Source organism: Mesorhizobium sp. BR1-1-15 (genome assembly GCF_020165475.1).
Lineage (GTDB): Bacteria > Pseudomonadota > Alphaproteobacteria > Rhizobiales > Rhizobiaceae > Mesorhizobium.
On sequence record NZ_JAIUIF010000007.1, the window covers coordinates 63779 to 85027 of the forward strand.

Here is a 21249-nt window from a genome sequence, read left to right on the forward strand (position 1 = left end):
ATCAGGATTTACGCTCCGCCTTCTCCCGGCGCTTGACGTCCCGGACATTCATCTGATCGACCATGGCGTTGGCGTCGCGCGGGCTCATGCCGACCATCGCCCTTTGCCTGACGACGACGGGCTGGCCGGTAAAGACGTCGATGATGGCCCAGCTTTGGGGCAAGTCCATGCGCAGTGCGTAGCGGTTGGCCATTTGCCTCAGCCCTGCAACATGAAGAAGACCATGCCCAGGACCGATATCGTCCAGGCGACGACCGACAGTTTCAGCACCATGCCGCCATGGGCGGCCAGAGTCTCCCGCAGCCGCGGGGCGATACCTGCCGACGGGACCGGTTCCACCGCGACGACACGGGGTCCCTTGGCGCCAAGTTTTCCAAAGACGGGCAACAGCGACGGTTCACGCACGAAAATGGCCTCGAATGTCGGGGAAAGTCGGAGCGGGCAAGCTCTCGCCCTTCCATAGCACTCTTTTGGCGAGTGCCCTGCATGCCAAATGCAAATAGGCTTCTTTAACGCCGGCCGCATGCCACGTGACCCCGATCGTCAGATGCTGAAAGCGCGCAAGTCGGCTGGGTAGCAGTCTTCTTGCCGGCGCGTCAGCGTCACAACGAAGACGAGGACCTGTCCGGCCCAGGCCGCAAATGCAAGCTGGCAAGACCCATCGCCCTTGATGGTCCGACGCAGGCTCTACGTCATATGATTTTTTGGAGGCCTCGCCTCGGGATCGAACCGAGGCTTCAGAGATTTGCCGTCTCCAGCGTAGCCGCTCCGCCACGAGGCCATGACTAGCGAACTAACCGATAATATTTGCGCAAGCGTTAAGACCGAAGAGTCGTTTGTAGACATGTCGCCGATTGCTGCTTTGGTTGGCTCGCGCCGTGGGCAGCACTGACGGCTGCCGATCAGGAATTCGCCTGATGAACTCGCCGGGCGCCGAGCCCGTGAGCCCGCCCTCCGGCGGCCACTTCGCGCCACCGGAGGACCAGCCACTTTTCCTCTTGAACAGCCTCTGGATCTGGCTTAGTTTGGGTTTGAGAAAAGGTTTTTCCAAACGTTTCCAAGCGGGCTCGGCCATTGGCCGGGTCTCATTCCGACCTGTAAGAGAAAACCTTTTCCCAATCGGGATTTTCGCCGCAATGGCATTGGACGATCAGCCAGCCTTTCCCAAGCCCGTCACCTTGCGTGACGTGGCGGCCGAGGCTGGCGTCAGCGTCGCCACCGCCTCGAAGGCGCTCAACGATCAGGGCCGCATGACCGCCGAGACCCGCGAGCGCATTCGCGAGACCGCGCAGCGCCTCGGCTTTCGGCCCAACAGCCTGGCGCAGAGCCTGCTGCGGCGACGCTCCTTCACCGTCGGCCTGCTCACCAACGATACCTATGGCCGCTTCTCGCTGCCGCTGATGTCGGGCATTTCCGACGCGCTGGTCGACGCCGGCGTCTCGGTATTCCTGTGCAATGTCGAGGAGGATCCGCGTCTCGGCCAGCTCCATGTCGAGGCCATGCTCGACAAGCGCGTCGACGGCATCATCGCCACCGGCAAGCGCATCGACCGTCATCTGCCGGTCGACCTGTCCAATCTGCGCATTCCGGTGATCTATGCCTTCACCCAGCCCGATCCCGACGCCGTCGCCTTCGTCTCCGACGACGCTGGCGGCGCGCGGCTGGCAGTGGAGCATTTCTGTCGGCTCGGCCGCAGGCGCATCGCCCATGTCTCGGGACCGGCGAGCTTTGCCGTGGTGCACGCCAGGGCGCAGGCCTATCGCGATGTTCTGACCGAGAACGGCCTGTCGGTCACCGAGCCGCTGCTCGGCTCGTGGTCGGAGGCCTGGGGACACGAAGCCGTGGCGAGGCTGTTCGACGGCGCGGCCGACGACGCAAGCGAAAGACCGGACGCCGTCTTCTGCGGCAACGACCAGATCGCGCGCGGCGTCATCGATGCCTTGCGCGAACGCGGTCTCGACGTGCCCGGCGATGTCGGCGTCATCGGTTTCGACAATTGGGAGATCGTGGCCGAAGCGACGCGCCCGCCGCTGACCTCGGTCGACATGAACCTGGCTGCGCTCGGCCGCGAAGCGGGGCTGACCTTGCTTTCCCTGGTCGGCGGCAAGCCCGCCGCGCCAGGCATCCGGAAACTGCCGTGCCGGCTGGTGGTGCGTCAGTCCTGCGGCCGCCTGCCGGACGGCTGAAGAACCAAACGCCGCAATCGGCGGCAAGCCGCGCATCGCGGCCAAAACGTGGAGGAGGAGAACATGAGGACTTTGATTGCCAAGCTGGCCTTGACGGCCGCCGTACTCGGCGGCGGGCTGCAATTTGCCGCCGCCGAGACCGCCAACATCTGGGTGCGCGCCGACGGCTCGAACTTCATGCCGCGCATCGTCGATGCCTACAACAAGGGCCACACCAACCAGATCAAGCTCGACATCATCCCCAACGCCGAGATCATTCCGAAATACGGTGCTGCCGCCGCCGGCGGCACGGCGCCCGACGCGCTGTCGCTCGACCTGATCTACACGCCCTCCTTTGCTGCCGCCGGTCAGTTGGAGGACATCACCGACTGGGCCAAGTCGCTCCCCTATTTCGCCAGCCTGTCGCCGGCTCATGTGAAGACCGGCACGTACAAGGACCGCATCTACGGCCTGCCCTTCTCCGCCGACGCCTCGGTGCTGATCTGGAACAAGAAGCTGTTCAAGCAGGCCGGCCTCGACCCCGAAAAGGGCCCGGCCAATTGGGCCGAGATCGAAGCCGACGCCGAAAAAGTCAACGCGCTCGGCGGCAACATCAAGGGCTTCTACTTCTCCGGCAATTGCGGCGGCTGCAACATCTTCACCTTCACGCCGCTGGTCTGGGCCTCGGGCGGCGACATCCTCTCGCAGGACGGCTCCAAGGCGACGCTGGACAGCCCGCAGCTGCGCGGCGCCATCGATCTCTATCGTTCGATGGTCAAGAAGGGCCTGGTGCCGGAAGGCGCCCAGACCGACACCGGCGCCAATTTCTTCGCCGCCTTCGCCGGCGGCAACATCGGCATCTCGCCGTCGGGTGCCTTCGCTATCGGCGCGCTCAACACCCAGTATCCCGATATCGACTACGGCATCACCTTCCTGCCGGGCAAGGATGGCGGCTGGTCGTCCTTTGCCGGCGGCGATAATTTCGTCGTCACCAAGGGCACCAAGAAGATCGATGTGGTGAAGGAGTTCCTCGACTTCGCCTATTCGCTGGAAGGCCAGACGATCCTGGCCAAATATGGCAGCCTGCCGGTGCGCGGCGACATCGCCAAGGACGCGCTGAAGGACCTCGACCCGCGCTACCAGGTCGCAGCCGAGGCCATGGCCAAGGGCAAGACGCCCTATTCGGTGGTGTTCAACGACCTGATCAACTCCGCCAACGGCCCGTGGACGCAGATGGTCAACGAGGTGTTCTTCGGCGACGACGTCGACGGCGCCATCGCCAATGCGCAGGAGACCATGCAGTCGATCATAGACCAGGCGCCGCAGAAATAGGCGCCTGCCGGCCGCCCGCCTGTCTCCCTGAGCGGGTGGCCGGATATTGTTTGGTTCAGATACAGGGCTATCGCGTTGAGAAGACTCACTAGCATCGACAACTTGGGACCTAGCGCACTTCGCCTCCCCTTCTCCCCTTGTGGGGTGAGAAGCGGTCCGCGCAGCGGACGAAAAGCCAACTGCTTGGCTTTTCGAGCTTCGAACGCCCTGAGCCTGCGAAGGGCCGGGTGGTGGCCGACCCACTCTGCCGTGTCCCCGCTGCTTCGCAGCGTCCCGGTGTTCGCCGGCCTTTCATCGTGCCACTGGCACGATGAATTCGCCTCCGGCGAACCGGCCGCTCACCCCACAAGGGGAGAAGGAAAAGCGGGCCAGCCATGACCACCATCACAGCAACCACCGCCCCGCCCCGCGCCCGAAAACTCGTCGGTGCCGGTCGCCGGCAATGGATCGGTCTCATCTACGTCGCGCCGGCCGTGGCGCTGGTCATGGTGTTCTTCGTCATCCCGCTCGGCATGACGGCGTGGATGTCGCTGCACAACTGGCCCCTGATGGGCGGGCACTCCTTCATCGGCCTCGACAATTACGTCGCGATCCTGCGCGACACCAGGTTCTGGAATGCGCTGAAATTCACCGGCTATTACACGGTGATCGTCACCATCGCCATCTTCGCCGTCGCCTTTCCGCTGGCCATCTTCATCGAGCGGCCGCGCCCGCTGACCAATCTCTACCGCACCGCCTTCTTCATGCCGGCGGTGGTCGGTTTCGCCTCGGCGAGCCTGCTCTGGTCATGGCTGCTCAACGTCGATTCCGGCCTGTTCAGCCCGGCCGCCTACAATCTCGGCCTGATCGACAGGAAATTCAATCTTCTGGCCACCTTCCAGCCGGCCTTCTGGTCGATCATCGCCATGGTGGTGTGGAAGGTCGCCGGCTTCACCATGATCATCCTGATGACCGGCCTGCAATCGATCCCGCAGGATTTGCAGGAGGCCGCCGTCATCGACGGCGCCGGCCCGTTCGCGAGGTTCCGGGCCATCACCTTGCCGCTGATGCGCCGCACGCTGGCGCTGGCGCTGATCCTGTCGGTGGCCGGCTCGGTCCTTGCCTTCGACCAGTTCTACATCATCCTGCGCGGCGGCCCGCGCAACCAGACGCTGACGGCGGTGTACTGGATTTTCAACCAGTCCTTCGTGTCGTTCAAGCTCGGCTATGGCGCGGCGCTCTCCATGGTCCTGCTGGTGATCCTTGTGGCGCTCAGCCTCGTCCAGCTCTGGCTGCTGAGGAAGCCCGAGGGCCTCGACTGATGGCGCAGGCAATGTCCGCTCAAGGCAAGCTCGCCGCCAGCGTCGTCAGGCACTCCACCGGCATCGTCGCCTCGGTGCTGTTCGTGGCGCCGATCGTGTGGGCCGCGCTGTCGGCCTTCAAGCCGGCGCAGGAGGCGCGCCAGCCGCCGCTGCCGCCCTGGCCGACGACAGGCTTCTCGCTGGAGAACTACGCCACGCTCAACACGTTCGGCGACGGGCTCTGGGTCTCGGCGCAGAACAGCATCTACGTCTCTGTCATGACGGTGCTGGTCTCCGTCGTTGTCTCCGTGCTCGCCGGCTACGGTTTCTCGCGCTTCCGATTTCCTCTCAAGGACCTGTTCTTCGTCCTCATCCTGTCGACGATCATGATTCCATTCCAGTCGATCCTGACGCCGATCTTCCTGGTGCTCACCAAGCTTGGCCTGCACAACACGCTGACCGGGCTGGTCGGCGTCTATGTGACGCTGCAATTGCCGTTCTCGATCTTCATGATGCGCAACGCCTTCGACGCGGTGCCGCGCGAGATCGAGGAGGCCGCGCGCATGGACGGCGCCGGAAACCCCACCATGCTGTTGAAGGTGATGCTGCCGCTGGTCTGGCCGGGCGTCGTCACCATCGCGCTGTTCGCCTTTCTCGGCGCCTGGAACGAGTTCCTCGCCGCTTTGGTGCTGATGACCGACCAGTCCAAGTTCACGCTGCCGGTGATGATGACCGCACTCCAGTCCGGCCGCTTCGGCGCCATCGACTGGGGCGCGGTGCAGGCGGGCGTCACCGTGATGATGGTGCCGTGCCTGATCCTGTTCCTGGCTTTGCAGCGCTTCTACATCCGCGGCCTGATGGCCGGGGCCGTCAAGTGATCGATCGAATGGAGTAAGTTCATGACCGCATCGTCTTCCGCCAGGCCTGCCAGCGCCTCCAGGCCCAAACTCGCCTTCCGGCCGCTACCGGTGCCCCAGGTCGACGTGCACGGCTTCTGGGGCGACCGTGCCGACGCCGTCGCCGCGCGCACCGCCGATATCCTCTACGACCGCTGCGTCGAGGCGGGCATGCTGGAGCAGATCGATCCGGACCGGCCCTCGCCCGGCGTCGTCATCCCGTTCCATTCCCCTTCGCCCGACGAGGCGGCCTCCCCCGGCTTCACCGGCTCGACGGTGACGACGCAGATGTTCTGGGACTCCGACTGGGGCAAGACGATCGAGACGGCGGCCTATTCGCTCTACCGCGCCAAGAACCCGGAGCTGGAGAAGAAGATCGACGCCGTCATCGACCTCTACGAAAAGCTGCAGCAGCCGGACGGCTATCTCTCGAGCTGGTACCAGCGCATCCAGCCCGGCCTGCGCTGGACCAATCTGCGCGATTGCCACGAGCTCTATTGCGCCGGCCACCTGATCGAGGGCGCCGTCGCCTATCACCAGGCGACCGGCAAGCGCAAGCTGCTCGACGTCATGTGCCGCTATGCCGACCATATCGCCTCGGTGCTCGGGCCCGAGCCGGGCAAGAAGAAGGGCTATTGCGGCCATGAGGAGATCGAGCTGGCGCTGGTGAAGCTGGCGCGGGTGACTGGCGAGAACAAATACATGGAGCTGGCGAAATACTTCATCGAGCAGCGCGGCCAGCAACCGCATTATTTCGACGAGGAGGCGCGCGCCCGCGGCACCGATCCCAAGGCCTATCATTTCAAGACCTATGAATACAGCCAGTCGCACATTCCGGTGCGCGAGCAGGACAAGGTCGTCGGTCATGCGGTCAGGGCGATGTATCTCTATTCCGGCATGGCCGACATCGCCACCGAATATGGCGACGACAGCTTGCGGGTGGCGCTCGACCGGCTGTGGGACGATCTCACCAGCAAGAACCTCTACATCACCGGCGGGCTCGGACCGTCGGCGCACAATGAGGGCTTTACCAGCGATTTCGACCTGCCCAATGAGAGCGCCTACGCCGAGACCTGTGCCGCCGTCGGCCTGGTGTTCTGGGCCAGCCGCATGCTCGGCATGGGGCCGAACGCCCGCTACGCCGATATCATGGAGCGGGCGCTCTACAACGGCTCGATCTCGGGCCTGTCGCTCGACGGCTCGCTGTTCTTCTACGAAAACCCGCTGGAAAGCCGGGGCCGGCACAACAGATGGAAATGGCACCGCTGCCCGTGCTGCCCGCCCAATATCGGGCGCATGGTGGCCTCCATCGGCAGCTATTTCTACAGCCTGGCGGACGACGCGCTTGCCGTCCATCTCTATGGCGATTCCACCGCTCGTTTCGACATAGCGGGCGTGCCGGTGGCACTGACGCAGGCGAGCCGCTACCCCTGGGACGGCGCGGTCGCCATCACCATCGAGCCGCAGGCGCCGGTCGCGTTCACCCTGCATCTGCGCGTGCCGGCATGGAGCGCCGGCGCGGCGCTCAAGGTCAATGGCGAGACGGTGAAGCTCGAGGACGTCACCAGCGATGGCTACGCGGCGATCCGGCGCACATGGAAGAAGGGCGATAGCGTCCGCCTCGATCTCGAAATGCCGATCGAACGGCTCTACGCCAACCCGCAGGTGCGCCAGGACGCCGGCCGCGTCGCGCTGTCGCGTGGCCCGCTGATCTACTGCGTCGAGGCGACCGACAATGACGGCAGCCTGCACCGCATCGCATTGCCGCGCACCGCAAGCATCGAGGCGCATGACGAGCCGGACCTGCTGGGCGGCGTGGTGGCGCTTTCGACCACAGCGCTGGCTGACACCGATGAGGGCTGGCAAAACGGGCTTTACCGCACCGACCCGCCCGCTGCCAGACAGACGCGGCTGACCGCCATCCCCTATTTCGCCTGGGACAACCGCGAGCCCGGCGAGATGCTGGTGTGGCTGAGGGACGGATGAGGCCAGAAGGGCGCGAAGGAGCGCGACAGGCTTCGTTCTGCCCGCCGCGTCTTCGGTGCCAGTCACACGGAGCCTATCGCCGGGCCTTTGACTTGTTCAGAGCGGCGGCGGCGTGGATAAGCGCCTTGAACGCTTCCTCGTCGACCTCCTCGCCCTCTTGGAAATCGATGGCGCGCCTGGTGTTTCCTTCCAGGCTGGAGTTGAACAGGCGCGACGGATCGGGCAGCGCCGCACCCTTGGCGAAGGTCAGCTTGACGACGTTCTTGTAGGTCTCGCCGGTGCAGATCATTCCGGCATGCTCCCACACCGGGACCCCGCGCCATTTCCACTCCTCCACGATCTCGGGGTCGGCCTGCCGGATCAGGCCGCGCAGCCGGCTCAGCATCTCGCCCCGCCAGTCGCCGAGTTCCTCGATCCTGCCGTCTATGAGCTGCGAAGGAGACCTGCCTTCTGGCGACCCGCTCTTCGTCATGTCCGTTCTCCTTCAGGCTTGAGGGCGGTCACCGCCCCGTCCGCCCGATCATAGGCGCTCTGTCGCGGGCGGCAAATCCGGGCCCGGCGTACAAATCTCACATCCGTTCGCCGGGCAATCGGCTCGCCTGTTTCACCCACTCGGTGAACTGGGCCTCGTCGAACTGGTCGTCCTCATGAATGTCAAGGTAACGCGTGTCCTTGCTTTTGGACTGGCCAGGCGGCACCGGGTCCAGCGACATGCCGCGGAAGAAGGCTACCTTTATGTATTTCGTGAAGCAATGAAAGCTGAGGAACCAGCCCTCGCCTTCCACGCCATAGAAGGGCGAGTTCCATTTGACGGCCTTGCGCACATCAGGCACGGCACGCTCGATGAGCGCGTCGAGGCGGCCGCCGGCCTCGCTCTTCCAGCCCGGCATGGCCGCGATATAGGCCTGGACGGGCGCGTTGCCTTCGCCCTTGGCGATCTGCGGATTGCCGCCAGAAAGCAGGACCGGACCGGCGGTTGCAGGCCTGGCGGCGCCTTTGGCTGATTGCCCCTGCCTCTTCGCCATCCATCCCGTCCTTACTGGCTCGCGCGCTGCCGCCCGTCAAGCCGCTTGGCGGCGTATGGCAGCACGAACATGTAGAGGCCGCTGAACAGCAGCAGGAACAGCGGCAGCAGCGGCGAATAGACCACCCAGGCGGGCGGCTGCCCCAAGCCCATGGCGACGAAGTTGGCGAGGACGGTCCCCGTGAAAATGATCGACAGCCAGCGATGCGTTTGCCGGACCCATTTGTTCCAATCCATGCTATCTCCTCCTGGAAAATGAACGAAACGCCGCTTACCAGCGCGCCAGCTGCGTGATCTGGATGAGGTTGCCGCAGCTGTCGTTGAGCTGCGCAATGGTCGAGCCGGTCACTTCGGTCGGCGCCATGGCGAAGGCCCCGCCCCGCGCCTTGATGCGCTCGTGATCGGCCTTGATGTCGTCGGTGAAGAGCATCAGCGCCGGCTGGCCCTGCTTGAACAGGGCCTGCTGGTAGGCCTTGGCCGCGGGGTTGTCGTTCAGCGCAAGCTGCAGCTCGGTTCCCTCAGGCTCGTCCGGCGAGGCCACGGTCAGCCAGCGAAACGGACCGTTGCTGAAATCGGCCTTCTTGGTGAAGCCCAAGACGTCGGTGTAGAAGGCAAGTGCCTTCTCCTGGTCGTCCACATAGACGCGGGTCAACTTGATCTTCATCGCATATCCTCCATAGGTTTTGTTGCGGCGGCCGCCTTCGAACAGCCTTGCCATGAACCCCGGCCGGCGGATTTCAGTCCGTCCGTGCCAGGAGCTCTTCCAGCTTCTCCAGGAATTTCGGCCATCCCATCTTGGCGCCGCCATAGGCCCGCCTCTGCTCGGGCCGGAAACCGGACTGCTCCATGCGCAGATGGGTCCCGGCAGGCGTCGGGGTGAGCGTAAAGGTCACCACGCTCCTGAGATCGAAGGCCGGGTCCTGGTGCGCGAGGTTCCAGGTGTAGGACAGCGTCTTGTGCGGCTCGACGGCAAGCACCTCGCAATCCAGCACGCCGCCCCAGGCGGTGCTGAGGTTGAAGCGATGGCCCACGACCGGATTTAAATCGTTCTTCATCAGCCACTCCTCAATCAGATGCGGTTGCGTCAGTGCGCGCCAGAGTTTTTCCGGCGGATGCGAAATCTGCCGCTCGACGACGACAGTGCGGGTGTCGGCGGCACTGTCGTTCACTGGTCCATCCTTTTGAGCAGATCCTCGAGATCGTCGAACCGGCTTTCCCAGAACCCGGCCATCTCACGCGTCCAGTCCATCAGCGGTGCCAGCGCGCCGAGCTGCGCGCTGTAATGCGTCTGGCGGCCTTCATGGCGGTCGCGCACCAGCCCGGCCTGCTTCAGCACGCCCAGATGCTTCGACACGGCCGGCTGCGAGACCCCTGACTGGATCGTCAGCGCTCCCACCGTCTGCTCTCCCTGGCGGCACAGCCGTTCGAAGATGGCGCGCCGCGTCGGGTCGGCGAGCGTCCTGAAGAGCGCATCATGAGCATCCGGCATTTAATCGATAACCCGTTGGCTATTGATCGACGTATAACCGTCGGGATATGTATTCGTCAAGCGGAAGATTTGGAGTGGCGGGAAAGCGTCCGGAAACTTTCGGGTCGCGCTGCGCTGGGAACGCCGATCGCTAAACCGTGGCGTGGACGCGGTTGATCTCCTCGGCCACCAGCGCCTGCAACTGCCAAAGGTTGCGATCGCGAATGCCGCAGGCGTCAAGGTGGCGGATGGTCTCGAACAGATATTGCGCGCCCGAGCCCCAATGGCCGGCGGCCCGGGCCAGCGTCGCCGCGATCGCCCGTTTGTCCAGCCTGCCGACATAGCGCGCATTGGCGGGATCGACGACGAAGCCGAGCGCGCGGCACATGCCGCCCTCGGTCCTGACCCGCAGCCAGCGCGGCACGTTGACGGCGGGCAGGATGGTCATCTCGCGGCGCAGCAGCGCCTCGAGATTGTCGGCAACCGGCTCCGCGATCTCGAACACCATGCCCTGGCATTGGCCACCACGGTCGAGCGCCATCATCAGGCCGGGCTGCTCGACGGTGCCGCGAAACCGCTGCACGGTGAAGCAGAAAGAGCGGTGCCAGCCAGTCGCCACCGCGCGCTCGCCTCCCGTGACCTCGCCCGCCGGCTTCCACAGCAGCGAGCCATAGGCGAACAGTTTCAGCGGCCCGGCCGGCGCATCGGCCAGGATTTCGTCGCTGAAACGCGCATAGTCGGCATCGGTCATGTAGACCATGCCCGGCGTCGGCCCGGCATCCTCGACCGCGCGCAAGGTGCGGGCGACCAGCGCCTCCGTCAGCGCCATCGCCGCGGTTCGCGACGTGGACTGTGAACGTGCGGCGGATATCGGCCTGTTCATCTTCGTACTCCAGCGTTGCCGCCATGTTGCCCAAGGCAAAGGGATTCTCAAGAGCCAGAGCCACTCGGACGCGGACTCAGAAGCTGAGCGAACCTGCCTAAGCGTTTGAAAAGCCTCGGCGCACCGCCGTGGCGACAGAAGTGGCCGCGAGTCCACCTGGGTCGGCGCCATCCGCCGTCCGCGGAACGAGATCGCCTTCCACGCGTTTCATTGGGTTGGGAGGAAACTATGAACGATGCGCCGGCAACGCCCATCGGCAGGACGCTTTCGCCCAGCGAAATGGTCACCGTGATGTCGCATTTCCATCGCGCCGAGATTGCCCGCATGGCGGGATGGCGCGACCGTATCGACAGGACCAGCAACTGGGCGATCACCGTCGTGGCCGCGATGCTGTCGGTGTCGCTGTCGACGGCCAGTGCCCATCACGGCGTGCTGCTGTTCGCCATGCTGCTGGTGCTGCTGTTGCTGTGGATCGAGGCACGGCGCTACCGCTTCTTCGACGTCTACCGCGCCCGCGTGCGCCAGTTCGAGCGCCACTATTTCGCGCAGATCTTCTCGCCGCAGCCGGACTTCGCCTCGGACTGGCTGCTGATCGTCGGCGAAAGCCTGCGCACGCCGAAATTCCTAGTCTCGCAGCGGGTGGCGCTGGCGCGCCGTTTGCGCCGCAACTACATCCATATGATGCTGATCCTGCTGCTCGCCTGGATCCTCAAACTGTCGACGCCGAGCCTGCTCGATCGGGCCGCGCCGGTGGGTTTCGTCGGCACATTGCGCGAGGCCGTCAGCGCCGCCGCCCTGGGTCCCGTGCCCGGCCTGGTCATCGTCACGCTGGTCGCCGTCCTCTTTGCCGGCCTGCTGGCCGTCGCCTTACTGACGCCCGACGATAACGGCGAACTCTCCTTCGGCGACGTGCATGTCTAGTCCGCGATGGACAAAAACGCTTTGCGAACAACCGGGTGAGACGCCATCCTGAATCAAACCGCGAATGAGCGTCTGTGTGCCGGCTTGGAAAATAGCCGCATGGATGCCATTTAGAGGGAGAGAGAGCCGGTCCTCGGCCGGCCGGCCACGGAGCATCGAAACAAGTGACGCAGCGAAGCGGCAGCGCCGACCTGCCGCTGCATGGCGGACGGGTCCCGAAGTGGCTGGGCGACCGCATGACGCGGCTCGGCGCGGTGCTGTGTCAGGCGATCATCCACCATTACGGCCGCGACGAGCTGCTGCGCCGGCTGGCGCATCCCTTCTGGTTCCAGTCCTTCGGTGCGGTGATGGGCATGGACTGGCATTCGTCCGGCATCACCACCAGCGTCATCGGCGCGCTGAAGCGCGGGCTGACGCCGCTGTCGGGCGAGCTCGGCATCCATGTCTGCGGCGGCCGCGGCGCCCATTCGCGCAAGACGCCGCACGAGCTGGAGATGATCGGCGAACGTGTCGGCTTCGACGGCGCGGCCCTTGCCACCGCCAGCCGCCTGGTCGCCAAGGTCGACAGCGCCGCCGTGCAGGACGGTTTCGATCTCTATCTGCATGGCTTCATCGTCACTGACGACAGCCGCTGGGTGGTCGTCCAGCAAGGCATGAACGGCGACAGAAGGCAGGCGCGCCGTTACCACTGGCTGTCGGAAGGGCTAAAGAGTTTCGTCGACCAGCCGCACGCGGCCATCGAGGGCGAGCGGCAGGGCGAGATCGTCAACCTCACCGACCGTCGCGCCGAGGCCTCGCGCAGCGGCCAGCTCGACCTTCTGCGCCAGCTCGGTCCCGACCGGATCGTGCACGAATTCGCCGCCATCCAGCCCGCGACGGCTTCGGCAAAGCGCGACAACGCACAGCCGATGCTGCCCAATCTGGTCATGCCGGCGCACCATGACGTGCGTGAAAGCGACATCGTCATGCGCCGGCTCCACGGCAACATCTCCGCCGCCATCGAGAGCGGTCCGACGGATTTTCCCGAATTGCTGCTGGTGCCGGGCGTCGGCGCCCGCACCGTGCGGGCGCTGGCGATGGTGGCGGAGGTGGTGCATGGCGCGCCGTGCCGCTTTTCCGACCCGGCGCGCTTCTCGCTGGCGCATGGCGGCAAGGACCGGCATCCCTTCCCGGTGCCGCTGAAGGTCTATGACGAAACCATCGCCGTCATGAAGTCGGCGGTCGCCAAGGCCAAGCTCGGCCGCGAGGAGGAGCTTGCCGCCTTGCAGCGGCTCGACGGCCAGGCGCGGCGACTGGAGCGCTACGTCACCGGCCCGAGCCTGAAGGAGATCGTCGCCGGCGAGTTCGACCAGTCGCACCTGCTCGGCGGCCGCAGCGTCTTCGGCCCGGAGCCGCCGCCTGAAGGTGCTTTGCCGGGCGGCGCCAAGAAGTCGGGCTAGATCGCCGATCGCGGCCAGCGACGGCGACGATTGGCGAAGCAATCCGCGGGCGGCGTCCAGCCGGTAGATGGGCCTTTCTCCCCGTCCTATACGGGGAGAAATGTCCGGCAGGACAATGAGGGGCGGCGCCAAGGTTTCGGCAAATAGCATCTGGATCCTGTATTTCTCCCATGTCGGCGCTGCCCCTCATCCGCCTGCCGGCACCTTCTCCCCGTATAGAGACGGGGAGAAGAGGGCTGTCTTTTATGTCGGCACTTACCCAACAGATCGGCCGGAACAGATTGGCCCGACCCGCCGCAACCTTGCGCGGCATTGCACGTTTATGGGCAGCGGACTTGATCCGCGTTGAGGGGTTGGATGACTAGGCACTGGCCGCAAACGGGATTTCTTCCTGCCATTCTCATCCTTTTCGCCGCCTTTACCTCGCCGTGCCCGGCCTGGGCAGCCCAGGCAAGCAGCCACGCCGCGGGCATGGGCGGCTCGGCGGAGGGCGTTTTCGTCGCCGAGATCGTGCTTCTGCTGCTGGTCGGCCGTGGCCTGGGCGAAATCTTCCAGCGCTACGGCCAGCCGGCGATCATGGGCCAGCTGATCGGCGGCATCCTGCTGGGGCCTTCCCTGTTCGGCTGGCTCTGGCCCGGCGCACAGCAGCTGATCTTCTCGACCGACCCCGCGCAGAAGAGCATGATCGAGGCGGTCTCCCAGCTTGGCGTCCTGCTGCTCCTGCTGCTCACCGGCATGGAGACGGACCTGCGCCTGGTGCGCCGGGTGGGCGCGGCGTGTTTTTCGATCTCGGTCACCGGCGTCGTCGTGCCCTTTGCCTGCGGTTTCGCGCTGGCGCAGTTCCTGCCAGACACGCTGCTGCCCGACCCCAGCGAGCGCGTCGTCGCCGGGCTTTTCCTGGGCACGGCCCTGTCGATCTCCTCGGTCAAGATCGTCGCCATGGTGGTGCGCGAGATGAACTTCATGCGCCGCAATCTCGGCCAGGTCATCATCTCCTCGGCCATCATCGAGGACACGATCGGCTGGCTGATCATCGCCGTCACCTTCGGCATCGCCACCAACGGCAGCCTCCAAATCGTGCCGCTGGTGGTAACGGTGGCCGAAGTGGCGCTGTTCATGGTGTTCTCCTTCACCATCGGGCGCCGGCTGGTGTTCACGCTGATCCGCTGGAGCAACGATTCCTTCCGCAGCGAATACGCCGTCATATCGGTCATCCTGATCATCATGGGCGTGATGGCGCTGATCACCAATCTGATCGGCGTCCATACCGTGCTCGGCGCCTTCGTCGCCGGCATACTGGTCGGCGAATCGCCGATCCTGTCCAGCCACATCGAGAGCCAGTTGCGCGGCGTCATCACGGCGCTGTTCATGCCGATCTTCTTCGGCATGGCCGGGCTTTCGGCCGACCTCACCGTGCTTGCCGACCCGACGCTGGCGCTGCTGACGCTGGCGCTGGTGCTCATCGCCAGCATCGGCAAGTTCGGCGGCGCCTTCATCGGCGGCCGCTTCGCCGGCATGACGCTGAAGGAGGCGACCGCCGTCGGCAGCGCCATGAACGCGCGCGGCTCGACCGAGGTGATCGTCGCCTCGATCGGCCTGTCGATGAACATCCTCTCCCACAATCTGTTCACCATGATCGTCACCATGGCTGTCATCACCACGCTCGCCATGCCGCCCATGCTGCGCTGGGCGCTCGGCCGGCTGCCCGTCGAAGACGCCGAGAAGCAGCGCGTCGACCGCGAGCTGCTCGACGAGCGCGGCTTCGTCTCCAAGCTGGAGCGGCTGCTGCTGCTGGTCGACGACAGCCCGGTCGGCAAGTTCACCGCCTATCTCGCCGGCCTGGTCGGCGGCGGCAGCGGCATGCCGACCACGCTTCTCCACCTCAAGGACGGCAGGCTTGCCGGCCCGGCCCGCGACAAGGGCCCGGAGCGCGCCCTGAAGGAGGTCAAGAAGGGTGCCGCCAGGAGCGCCAGGGCGGTTCGCAAGGCCGAGGACACGCCGGTCGAGAAGGTGCATCTGACCGCCCGCAGCGAACGCGAGGCGACCGCACGGACGATCGCCGAGGAGGCGCGCAAGGGCTACGGCCTGCTGCTGGTCGGGCTCGAGGCCATGCTGACCGAGAAGGGATCTTTCACCGAGGCGCTCAACGACATGACCAGCGGCTTCGACGGTCCGCTCTGCCTGGTGCTGAACGGTGCCGGCGCCGGGGGCAAGATGCCGGTGCTGCGCGCCGGAACCACCATCCTCGTTCCCGTCAACGGCACGGAAGTGTCGCGCCGCGCAGCCGATTTCGCCCTGGCGCTGGCAAGGCCGCACCGGGCGCGGGTCAAGGTGCTCTATGTCTCGCAGGCGCGCAAAGGCGCCCGGCAAGGCACCGTTTCGCACCGCCGCGAGGAGGCGGTGCTCAAGGACGTCGTCGACCTCGCCGACCGCTACGGCGTCGCCGTCGACACCGCCATCCGCGCCCGCGCCACGCCCGACAAGGCGATCGCCAGGGAAGTGGCCAAGGGGGCGGCGATGGTGGTGATGGGCGTCACGCAGCGGCCGGGCGAGGAACTGTTCTTCGGCGACACCGCCATGGCGGTGCTGGCCGCCGTCCCCTGCCCGGTCGTGCTCGTGGCAAGCGACCGCATCCGCGCCGAAGCAAGGCCCGAGGCCGCGGCCGAAACCGGTGCCTGATGGCCGAGCCTATAGGCCGAAGAACTGCCTGCCGATCACATAGCCCAGCGCCACCACGGCCAGCGGAAACAAGGCCGGCGCGACCTTGCCGAGCACCGAGCCTTGCTGCTCCTTTGGCGGCACATAGCGTGCATTGCCGAGATTCTTGGTCATTGCGTACCCCCGCGCGAACCAGTTCATTAGCAGATGCTTATTAACAGCACGGCCGAATTAACGGTTCGCGAAGAAATTCGCTCGAAAGCCGGCCATTTGAGCGGAGGGCTGGCGAATGCGGTTTGGCTCAGTCTCGATCTCGGAATCGGGTTTGCCTGCGGCCTCGCGCACCCGCCCGCGGCTTCGGCCGTCGCGGCGGAGCGCTATGTCCGGCAGACCGCCATGACGAAGAATTCGCGGTAGCAGAAATCCGGATCGTCGAGCAGGCGATCCGGCCGCTCCTTCAGCTCCCGCCAATAGGCCTGGTCGGCATCAGGCAAGGCATAGCTCGGCGCGACGCTGGCAAAATAGGCCAGCAGGTCGCGAACATAGTCGCGCGTGAAGCGAGGCGCGGGCGCCCAGCGCTCGACCAGCCAGCCCTTGCGGCTGACGACCTCCAGGCCAGCCTGGCGCAGGCGCGCCGGAAGCGTCGAACCGCAATCGGTGCCGAGCACGCCCCGGTCGCGGAAACCCTGGAGCCTGGCCGCCATGAAGCGTGCCAGCAGCGCCCGGTCCATGGGCAGGATCTGCAGGATGGTCGAATCGAAATCCTTGACGGCGAAGATGCCGCCCGGCTTCAGCACGCGCCTGGCCTCGCCGACGGCAAGCTCGAACTCGGCCGGCGTCAGATACTGCATGACATTGCCGGACCAGACGCAATCGAACGAGGCGTCGGCGAAGGGCAGCGACAGGATGTTACCGACATGCGTGGCGATTTCCGGCGGCTCGGACAGCGTGCCCGCGAGCGCCTCGACCCGGGCGATGTTTTCGGGCGCGAGGTCGAGCGCGGCGATGAAGCCGGATGGGCCGACGGCGCTGGCGATGAGCAGCAGGAAGCCGCCGCTGCCGCAACCGGCATCGAGCACGCGCCAGCCCGGGCGGATGCCGGCATCGAGCAAGGCCGCCTCATATTCGGGGCGCGACGACTCGAAGTGAAGATCGAGCCAACCGGCCTCGCTCGCTTCGTGGCCGGTGGACGTTTGGTTCCTGGCAGACAAATGACTTCCCCCCAATGGCGCGGCACGGATAGAAGCGCACCGAGCGGCGGCACGCAATGGCTGCGACGCTAAGTGGGACCAACGCTGGTGATTGGCCCTGTCATTTGAAGGCTGGATGGACAGGATGCGCCGCATGTCGGTCGCAAGGACGTTGCCTACCCAAAAAGCAGACATCTGAATGCGGCATCGCGTTGTCGGCGCTGCAGGGCAGAGCGGCCTGTCTCGTATAGAGATCAAGGTCGCTGCCAGAGGCCTGTCTACGCCGCCTTGAAGTAGGACGTTCTCGGTTTCATAAAGAATCGAACCGGTGGTTCGAAATCTGATCTGGTAGAATGATCTGGATTGAAGGTGAGGACATCGTTGGCGAATGCCATAGCATCGGATTCAGTCAGCAAGTCAGCCGGTCCCTCGGTCCCTTTCCGGCGGGCATCAAAAACAACCAAGTAACCGGTCGGCGCTATGGCACCAGAGTGCCGCACTTCTCGGTCTAAGTAGTCGGCGAGTTGGTTTGCCCCTGCTTGCGCCCGCGGAGAACCGTACTCGGTGTAGGTAGGCACCCCATTGGAACTCTGTGACTTCGCGGTCGATTTGCCTAGCCATTTTACTTCGATTAGGGCGGTCGCTCCCGATGCGAACCAACTCACCCTAATGTCGACAGGCTTGGTTTCATCGGTGTTCTGCTCCGGCTTAACCGTGACATCTCGAAGGAGAAATTCAAGTGCTTGAGCGAGGGAGTCACGCATTCTGGCCTCGGGCTTGTTAACGAGAACGAGACGGGGTCCGTCCACACCTCCCTCCCAAACCTCCTTCAGAATCCGGCAGTTCGTCTCAAGGACGTAGTCACCGTAGTAATGGAAAGCCTCCTCAAGACTATTAAGAGTAGGTGTGGCAAAATTGCTTTTAAGCAACGGTGAGATTGGCGGTACAAAATCTTCAAAATCCTTCGCGAGGAAACGCTCAGCATGCCCATCAAATCGATATACCAGAGCGCTCTGTGCGAGCCCCTTCAGATCAATATCCGCAGCAAGTGAGAGCACCCGGAAAGTGCCATCCGATACTCGTTCAACGACAGCGTGTGAGCCGGGTGGGTTGGCGACTAGTGCTTTTCCGACAGTCGCATAGTCTAAGACTTTGACCAGTGTGCCGAGTGGCGCTGTCGCCGGAGAAACCGGACTTGCTTGCACACCCACTACCACTGCCAGTGTGCCCTGTATTTTTTCAGGGGGGCAGCGCTGATAGATCAGCTTCACGCAGTTGAGCAACGCCCGGATCGCCGTTGCTCCTTCAGCACCAAACGCAGAATGCGCGTGATGAATGTAAGCTCGCTCAACCAACTCCTGAATGTTCTCGATATTGAAATTAAGCAAGCTCCTCCTCCTTTCGGAGGATTCGAGCTGAAAGCCAGATTACTGCCGGAGAAAGCACATCATGTGCGTCGGTACCTAGGACCGCGTTTACGATCTCATATTCCTGGTACAGAAGACTCGCGTCTGCGGGCTCCAGAAGCTTCGCACGCTGGCCAAGAAAGAAGGACGACGCGACGCCGGGCGATCGGCTGATTGCATGCTTAATAGCGCCCATCGGCAATGCAAGCGCGCATTCGACAGCCGCCTGAAGCCATGGTCGACGCTCTGTCCACGGACCCAGGCTCATGACAATTTCCAACTCGGTTGCTGACTCGACAGCCTTTGGTGACATCAAGCCATTGTGGTCAACTTCGATGAGACCCGTTCGCCACAGCGTGTCACGTGCACTATCTAGGTCGATGCTCCAAGGGAATCCTTCCGAAGTGATCGAATACCCGTACCCCCAATCGGCCACAGGGTGCCCTTTAAACAACGCAAAGATACAGCCAAGATACGAGTAGAGGTGCATCTCGTTAACTGACATAGGCAAAATCGCATCTGGTGCATCGTTTACAATCACAAGCGCATCAAAGTAGGCTTCAGGAACAATCTCGCTCACAGCGGCCTCAATGCAGCGCCGCTTCGATTTTGTCATAGGCTTCGCGGAAAAGTGCCTCCTCGCGTTGCTGTACTTCGCTGAGATCGGTCCAATCAGTCATTCGGACGATCTGCATACCTTGGCTTTTCTGTAGATGGGCGAGCCGCAGGATGAGTTCAGAACTTCGTAAATTTGCTGTCATGAGAATAGCATTGCCGCTAGCAACGAACGTCGAAAACATTGCGCCAGCCTGCGCCTCGTAAGCGATGTCCAAAGAGCCCTCTGGTGTATCGATCAATAGTGTTGCAGGGCCGCTGGCCATGAATTCCGCGAGCGCCATTCGAAGTGCGATATCGATAAAGAATCGTTGGCTTTCAGAGACTTTGTCAGGCAGGGCTCGAAGTTGATCATTCATTCGCAATCTCAGCCCAAATCCGGAATCATTTGCCCCTTGTCGATGCTCAAGTTCAATATCAATCGGCAGTCCAATAAAAGCCTCGGCCAATTCCCTGAAGCGAGGAACGAAATCTCTGGAACCAAGATCATACTGTGTCTTAAGTTGCTTCTCGTAGACACGCAGCTTTTCGCGATATTCGTCCCTCTTGCGATAATGCTCTTCGCTTTGGGTAAGGAACTGCTGACGTTCGTCCTCGAGCTTCTTAATCTGTTCCCTGATCGCGGAGTAATCGGTGCCGACATTTAGCCGGGCAAGGCCCTGCGCCTCTCTTTCCTCAAACTCTCGCAGAGATCCTTCAGACGCATCCTCGGCCGAGTGAGCGGCCTGCAGTTCGGCGCTCACCCTCTCTCGAGTCTGCAGGATCGTTTCAAGGTCGTCTCTGATAGCGGCTATCGACTTGTCGAGACGTTGCAGTTCCGCAACCGCGCCATCATCCTTTGCAGATCGATCGACTGGGCTGTGGCAGAGCGGACACTCATTGGCGGCGAGCGAAGCCTTGACTACTGCACCAACGTGAGATGTCCCGCAGATCGCGCACCGATCCTCGGACAGCGAAGCACGAATGATTGGGTGATGATCCACCGATGACGACTTTTGTAGCCGGCTGGAAAAGATGCGCCGATACTCCAGCTGCTTTTCGGTTAGGGCTGCGCTTAGATCGGCCCATTTCAGATCTGCATCGCGAAGTTCCGCCTGCTTGCGCCGGACACGTTCCTCGGCGCCTTGTCGATTTGCTATCAAGCTTTCGTGCTGAGCATGGAGCTCGGCTTCTGTCACGTGATCTTCTGCCTCGGCGCCTTTGATAACCTCCGCAAGCAATTTGATACGCTCGGCAACATGTCGTGCCGAAAAACGAACGTTCCTGCCCCGAGAACTTTCGCGGTCCATATCGCGCTGAAGCTTGTCGGCCGCCTTAGCTGCGATGGGGTCAGCCCCGAAGGCGAGATACAGCGCATTGGTTAACGCACTATCGTCCCACATGAGGAGATGCCGCCCCTCATCGAACGTCGCAATAAAATGCATGACGAACACGAACTGCGCGAAATCCTCCAGACCGGTGCGGCTCAGAACCTCCCGTTCGAAGATCGAATTCAAACTGTCGTCCGGGTTATCAGCTAGCGCGTAACCGATTTCTTCGCCGGAGACGGTGTCGCGGACAGTCATGCGCGTGACACCCGTCCCACCCAAGAGATCACGCGTCACCGAGACGATGGTCGATGACCAAGCAAGATCAACTGTCGCGGTTGCAATACGACGTGCGCCTTCGCTAAGGCGTCCGCTAAAATATTCGTCGCTACGCTCCGCACGGACGGCATTTCGATAGTAGTCAAGAGCGGACTGAAACTTTCTGTTGGGGTCTGGGATCGCTCCAGTAATTGTAAAATTCACGGTATTTAGGAACGTCGATTTACCCAATCCATTTGCGCCGATTAGGCAGAATACGTTGCGCTCAAAGGACACGTTTGGATTCGGTTCATTCGAGTAAAGATCGAAGTTCTCAAACGCAACGCGGGTGATACGCGGAAAAAATACCTTCCTTGTGGCTGAAGTATCTGACAATAGGCTGGCCCCTACATCTACTAAC

22 protein-coding genes are annotated in these 21249 nt (G+C 63.3%); 8 read left to right on the plus strand and 14 right to left on the minus strand.

Annotated elements, in window-relative coordinates:
• Position 1: 1 nt before the first annotated feature.
• On the minus strand, positions 2 to 193 hold the full coding sequence (locus LB541_RS14400) for a hypothetical protein (RefSeq protein WP_140521391.1): 192 nt from the start codon (positions 191 to 193) through the stop codon (positions 2 to 4).
• Positions 194 to 198: 5 nt separating this feature from the next.
• Complete coding sequence (locus LB541_RS14405; protein ID WP_224618721.1) at positions 199 to 405, minus strand: hypothetical protein; 207 nt, start codon at positions 403 to 405, stop codon at positions 199 to 201.
• 731 nt (positions 406 to 1136) lie between these two features.
• On the opposite strand from LB541_RS14405, the gene LB541_RS14410 reads away from it, so the two are divergent.
• The 5 genes from LB541_RS14410 (at position 1137) to LB541_RS14430 (ending at position 7659) form a co-directional block, all read left to right on the plus strand.
• Positions 1137 to 2186 carry a LacI family DNA-binding transcriptional regulator gene (locus tag LB541_RS14410; protein ID WP_140556327.1) on the plus strand — a complete coding sequence of 350 codons (1050 nt, stop codon included), beginning with the start codon at positions 1137 to 1139 and terminating at the stop codon, positions 2184 to 2186.
• A gap of 63 nt (positions 2187 to 2249) precedes the next feature.
• A complete protein-coding gene (locus LB541_RS14415) occupies positions 2250 to 3497 on the plus strand; it encodes an ABC transporter substrate-binding protein (RefSeq protein ID WP_140556325.1) in 1248 nt (415 codons plus the stop codon).
• A gap of 374 nt (positions 3498 to 3871) precedes the next feature.
• Complete coding sequence (locus LB541_RS14420; RefSeq protein ID WP_140499200.1) at positions 3872 to 4798, plus strand: carbohydrate ABC transporter permease; 927 nt, start codon at positions 3872 to 3874, stop codon at positions 4796 to 4798.
• Positions 4798 to 5655, plus strand: coding sequence for a carbohydrate ABC transporter permease (locus LB541_RS14425; RefSeq protein WP_140556322.1), 858 nt, complete (start codon positions 4798 to 4800; stop codon positions 5653 to 5655). Before LB541_RS14420 ends, LB541_RS14425 begins: the two co-directional genes overlap by 1 nt.
• A gap of 21 nt (positions 5656 to 5676) precedes the next feature.
• Complete coding sequence (locus LB541_RS14430) at positions 5677 to 7659, plus strand: glycoside hydrolase family 127 protein (protein ID WP_224618724.1); 1983 nt, start codon at positions 5677 to 5679, stop codon at positions 7657 to 7659.
• 73 nt (positions 7660 to 7732) lie between these two features.
• Here the strand turns inward: LB541_RS14430 and LB541_RS14435 are convergent, their stop codons facing one another.
• The 7 genes from LB541_RS14435 to LB541_RS14465 all read right to left on the minus strand — a co-directional run bounded on the left by LB541_RS14435 (position 7733) and on the right by LB541_RS14465 (position 11034).
• Positions 7733 to 8131, minus strand: coding sequence for a DUF1801 domain-containing protein (locus tag LB541_RS14435; RefSeq protein ID WP_140516262.1), 399 nt, complete (start codon positions 8129 to 8131; stop codon positions 7733 to 7735).
• Positions 8132 to 8228: 97 nt separating this feature from the next.
• Positions 8229 to 8684 carry a DUF1801 domain-containing protein gene (locus tag LB541_RS14440; protein WP_140622834.1) on the minus strand — a complete coding sequence of 152 codons (456 nt, stop codon included), beginning with the start codon at positions 8682 to 8684 and terminating at the stop codon, positions 8229 to 8231.
• An 11-nt stretch (positions 8685 to 8695) separates the two neighbouring features.
• Positions 8696 to 8920 (minus strand): hypothetical protein, encoded by a 225-nt coding sequence (locus tag LB541_RS14445; protein ID WP_140516265.1) that lies wholly within the window; start codon positions 8918 to 8920, stop codon positions 8696 to 8698.
• Between the two features lie 34 nt (positions 8921 to 8954).
• Positions 8955 to 9347: a VOC family protein gene (locus LB541_RS14450; RefSeq protein ID WP_140657466.1), complete on the minus strand. Its 393-nt coding sequence runs from the start codon at positions 9345 to 9347 to the stop codon at positions 8955 to 8957.
• A gap of 73 nt (positions 9348 to 9420) precedes the next feature.
• A complete protein-coding gene (locus tag LB541_RS14455) occupies positions 9421 to 9852 on the minus strand; it encodes an SRPBCC domain-containing protein (protein WP_140499213.1) in 432 nt (143 codons plus the stop codon).
• On the minus strand, positions 9849 to 10172 hold the full coding sequence (locus LB541_RS14460) for an ArsR/SmtB family transcription factor (protein WP_140499215.1): 324 nt from the start codon (positions 10170 to 10172) through the stop codon (positions 9849 to 9851). The genes LB541_RS14455 and LB541_RS14460 overlap by 4 nt, the downstream gene beginning before the upstream one ends.
• 130 nt (positions 10173 to 10302) lie before the next feature.
• Positions 10303 to 11034, minus strand: coding sequence for a gamma-glutamylcyclotransferase (locus LB541_RS14465; protein WP_224618728.1), 732 nt, complete (start codon positions 11032 to 11034; stop codon positions 10303 to 10305).
• Between the two features lie 228 nt (positions 11035 to 11262).
• Here LB541_RS14465 and LB541_RS14470 point away from each other — a divergent pair, with 228 nt between their 5' ends.
• From LB541_RS14470 to LB541_RS14480, 3 genes are all read left to right on the plus strand, one after another.
• Positions 11263 to 11955 carry a DUF2270 domain-containing protein gene (locus tag LB541_RS14470; RefSeq protein WP_224618729.1) on the plus strand — a complete coding sequence of 231 codons (693 nt, stop codon included), beginning with the start codon at positions 11263 to 11265 and terminating at the stop codon, positions 11953 to 11955.
• A 164-nt stretch (positions 11956 to 12119) separates the two neighbouring features.
• Positions 12120 to 13394 carry a DUF763 domain-containing protein gene (locus LB541_RS14475; protein WP_224618731.1) on the plus strand — a complete coding sequence of 425 codons (1275 nt, stop codon included), beginning with the start codon at positions 12120 to 12122 and terminating at the stop codon, positions 13392 to 13394.
• 471 nt (positions 13395 to 13865) lie between these two features.
• Entirely contained in the window at positions 13866 to 16073 is a 2208-nt protein-coding gene (locus LB541_RS14480; RefSeq protein WP_411969789.1) for a cation:proton antiporter, read from the plus strand.
• 9 nt (positions 16074 to 16082) lie between these two features.
• On the opposite strand, the gene LB541_RS14485 is transcribed toward LB541_RS14480, so the two are convergent.
• The 5 genes from LB541_RS14485 to LB541_RS14505 all read right to left on the minus strand — a co-directional run bounded on the left by LB541_RS14485 (position 16083) and on the right by LB541_RS14505 (position 21224).
• Positions 16083 to 16226 carry a hypothetical protein gene (locus LB541_RS14485; protein WP_181167671.1) on the minus strand — a complete coding sequence of 48 codons (144 nt, stop codon included), beginning with the start codon at positions 16224 to 16226 and terminating at the stop codon, positions 16083 to 16085.
• Positions 16227 to 16429: 203 nt separating this feature from the next.
• The gene (locus tag LB541_RS14490; protein ID WP_224618735.1) at positions 16430 to 17263 is read right to left on the minus strand and encodes a methyltransferase domain-containing protein; all 834 of its coding nucleotides are present in this window, start codon (positions 17261 to 17263) and stop codon (positions 16430 to 16432) included.
• A gap of 257 nt (positions 17264 to 17520) precedes the next feature.
• On the minus strand, positions 17521 to 18630 hold the full coding sequence (locus LB541_RS14495; RefSeq protein WP_224618737.1) for a hypothetical protein: 1110 nt from the start codon (positions 18628 to 18630) through the stop codon (positions 17521 to 17523).
• A complete protein-coding gene (locus LB541_RS14500; protein ID WP_224618739.1) occupies positions 18623 to 19264 on the minus strand; it encodes a hypothetical protein in 642 nt (213 codons plus the stop codon). Before LB541_RS14500 ends, LB541_RS14495 begins: the two co-directional genes overlap by 8 nt.
• The gene (locus tag LB541_RS14505; protein WP_224618741.1) at positions 19236 to 21224 is read right to left on the minus strand and encodes a hypothetical protein; all 1989 of its coding nucleotides are present in this window, start codon (positions 21222 to 21224) and stop codon (positions 19236 to 19238) included. Before LB541_RS14505 ends, LB541_RS14500 begins: the two co-directional genes overlap by 29 nt.
• Positions 21225 to 21249: the final 25 nt, after the last annotated feature.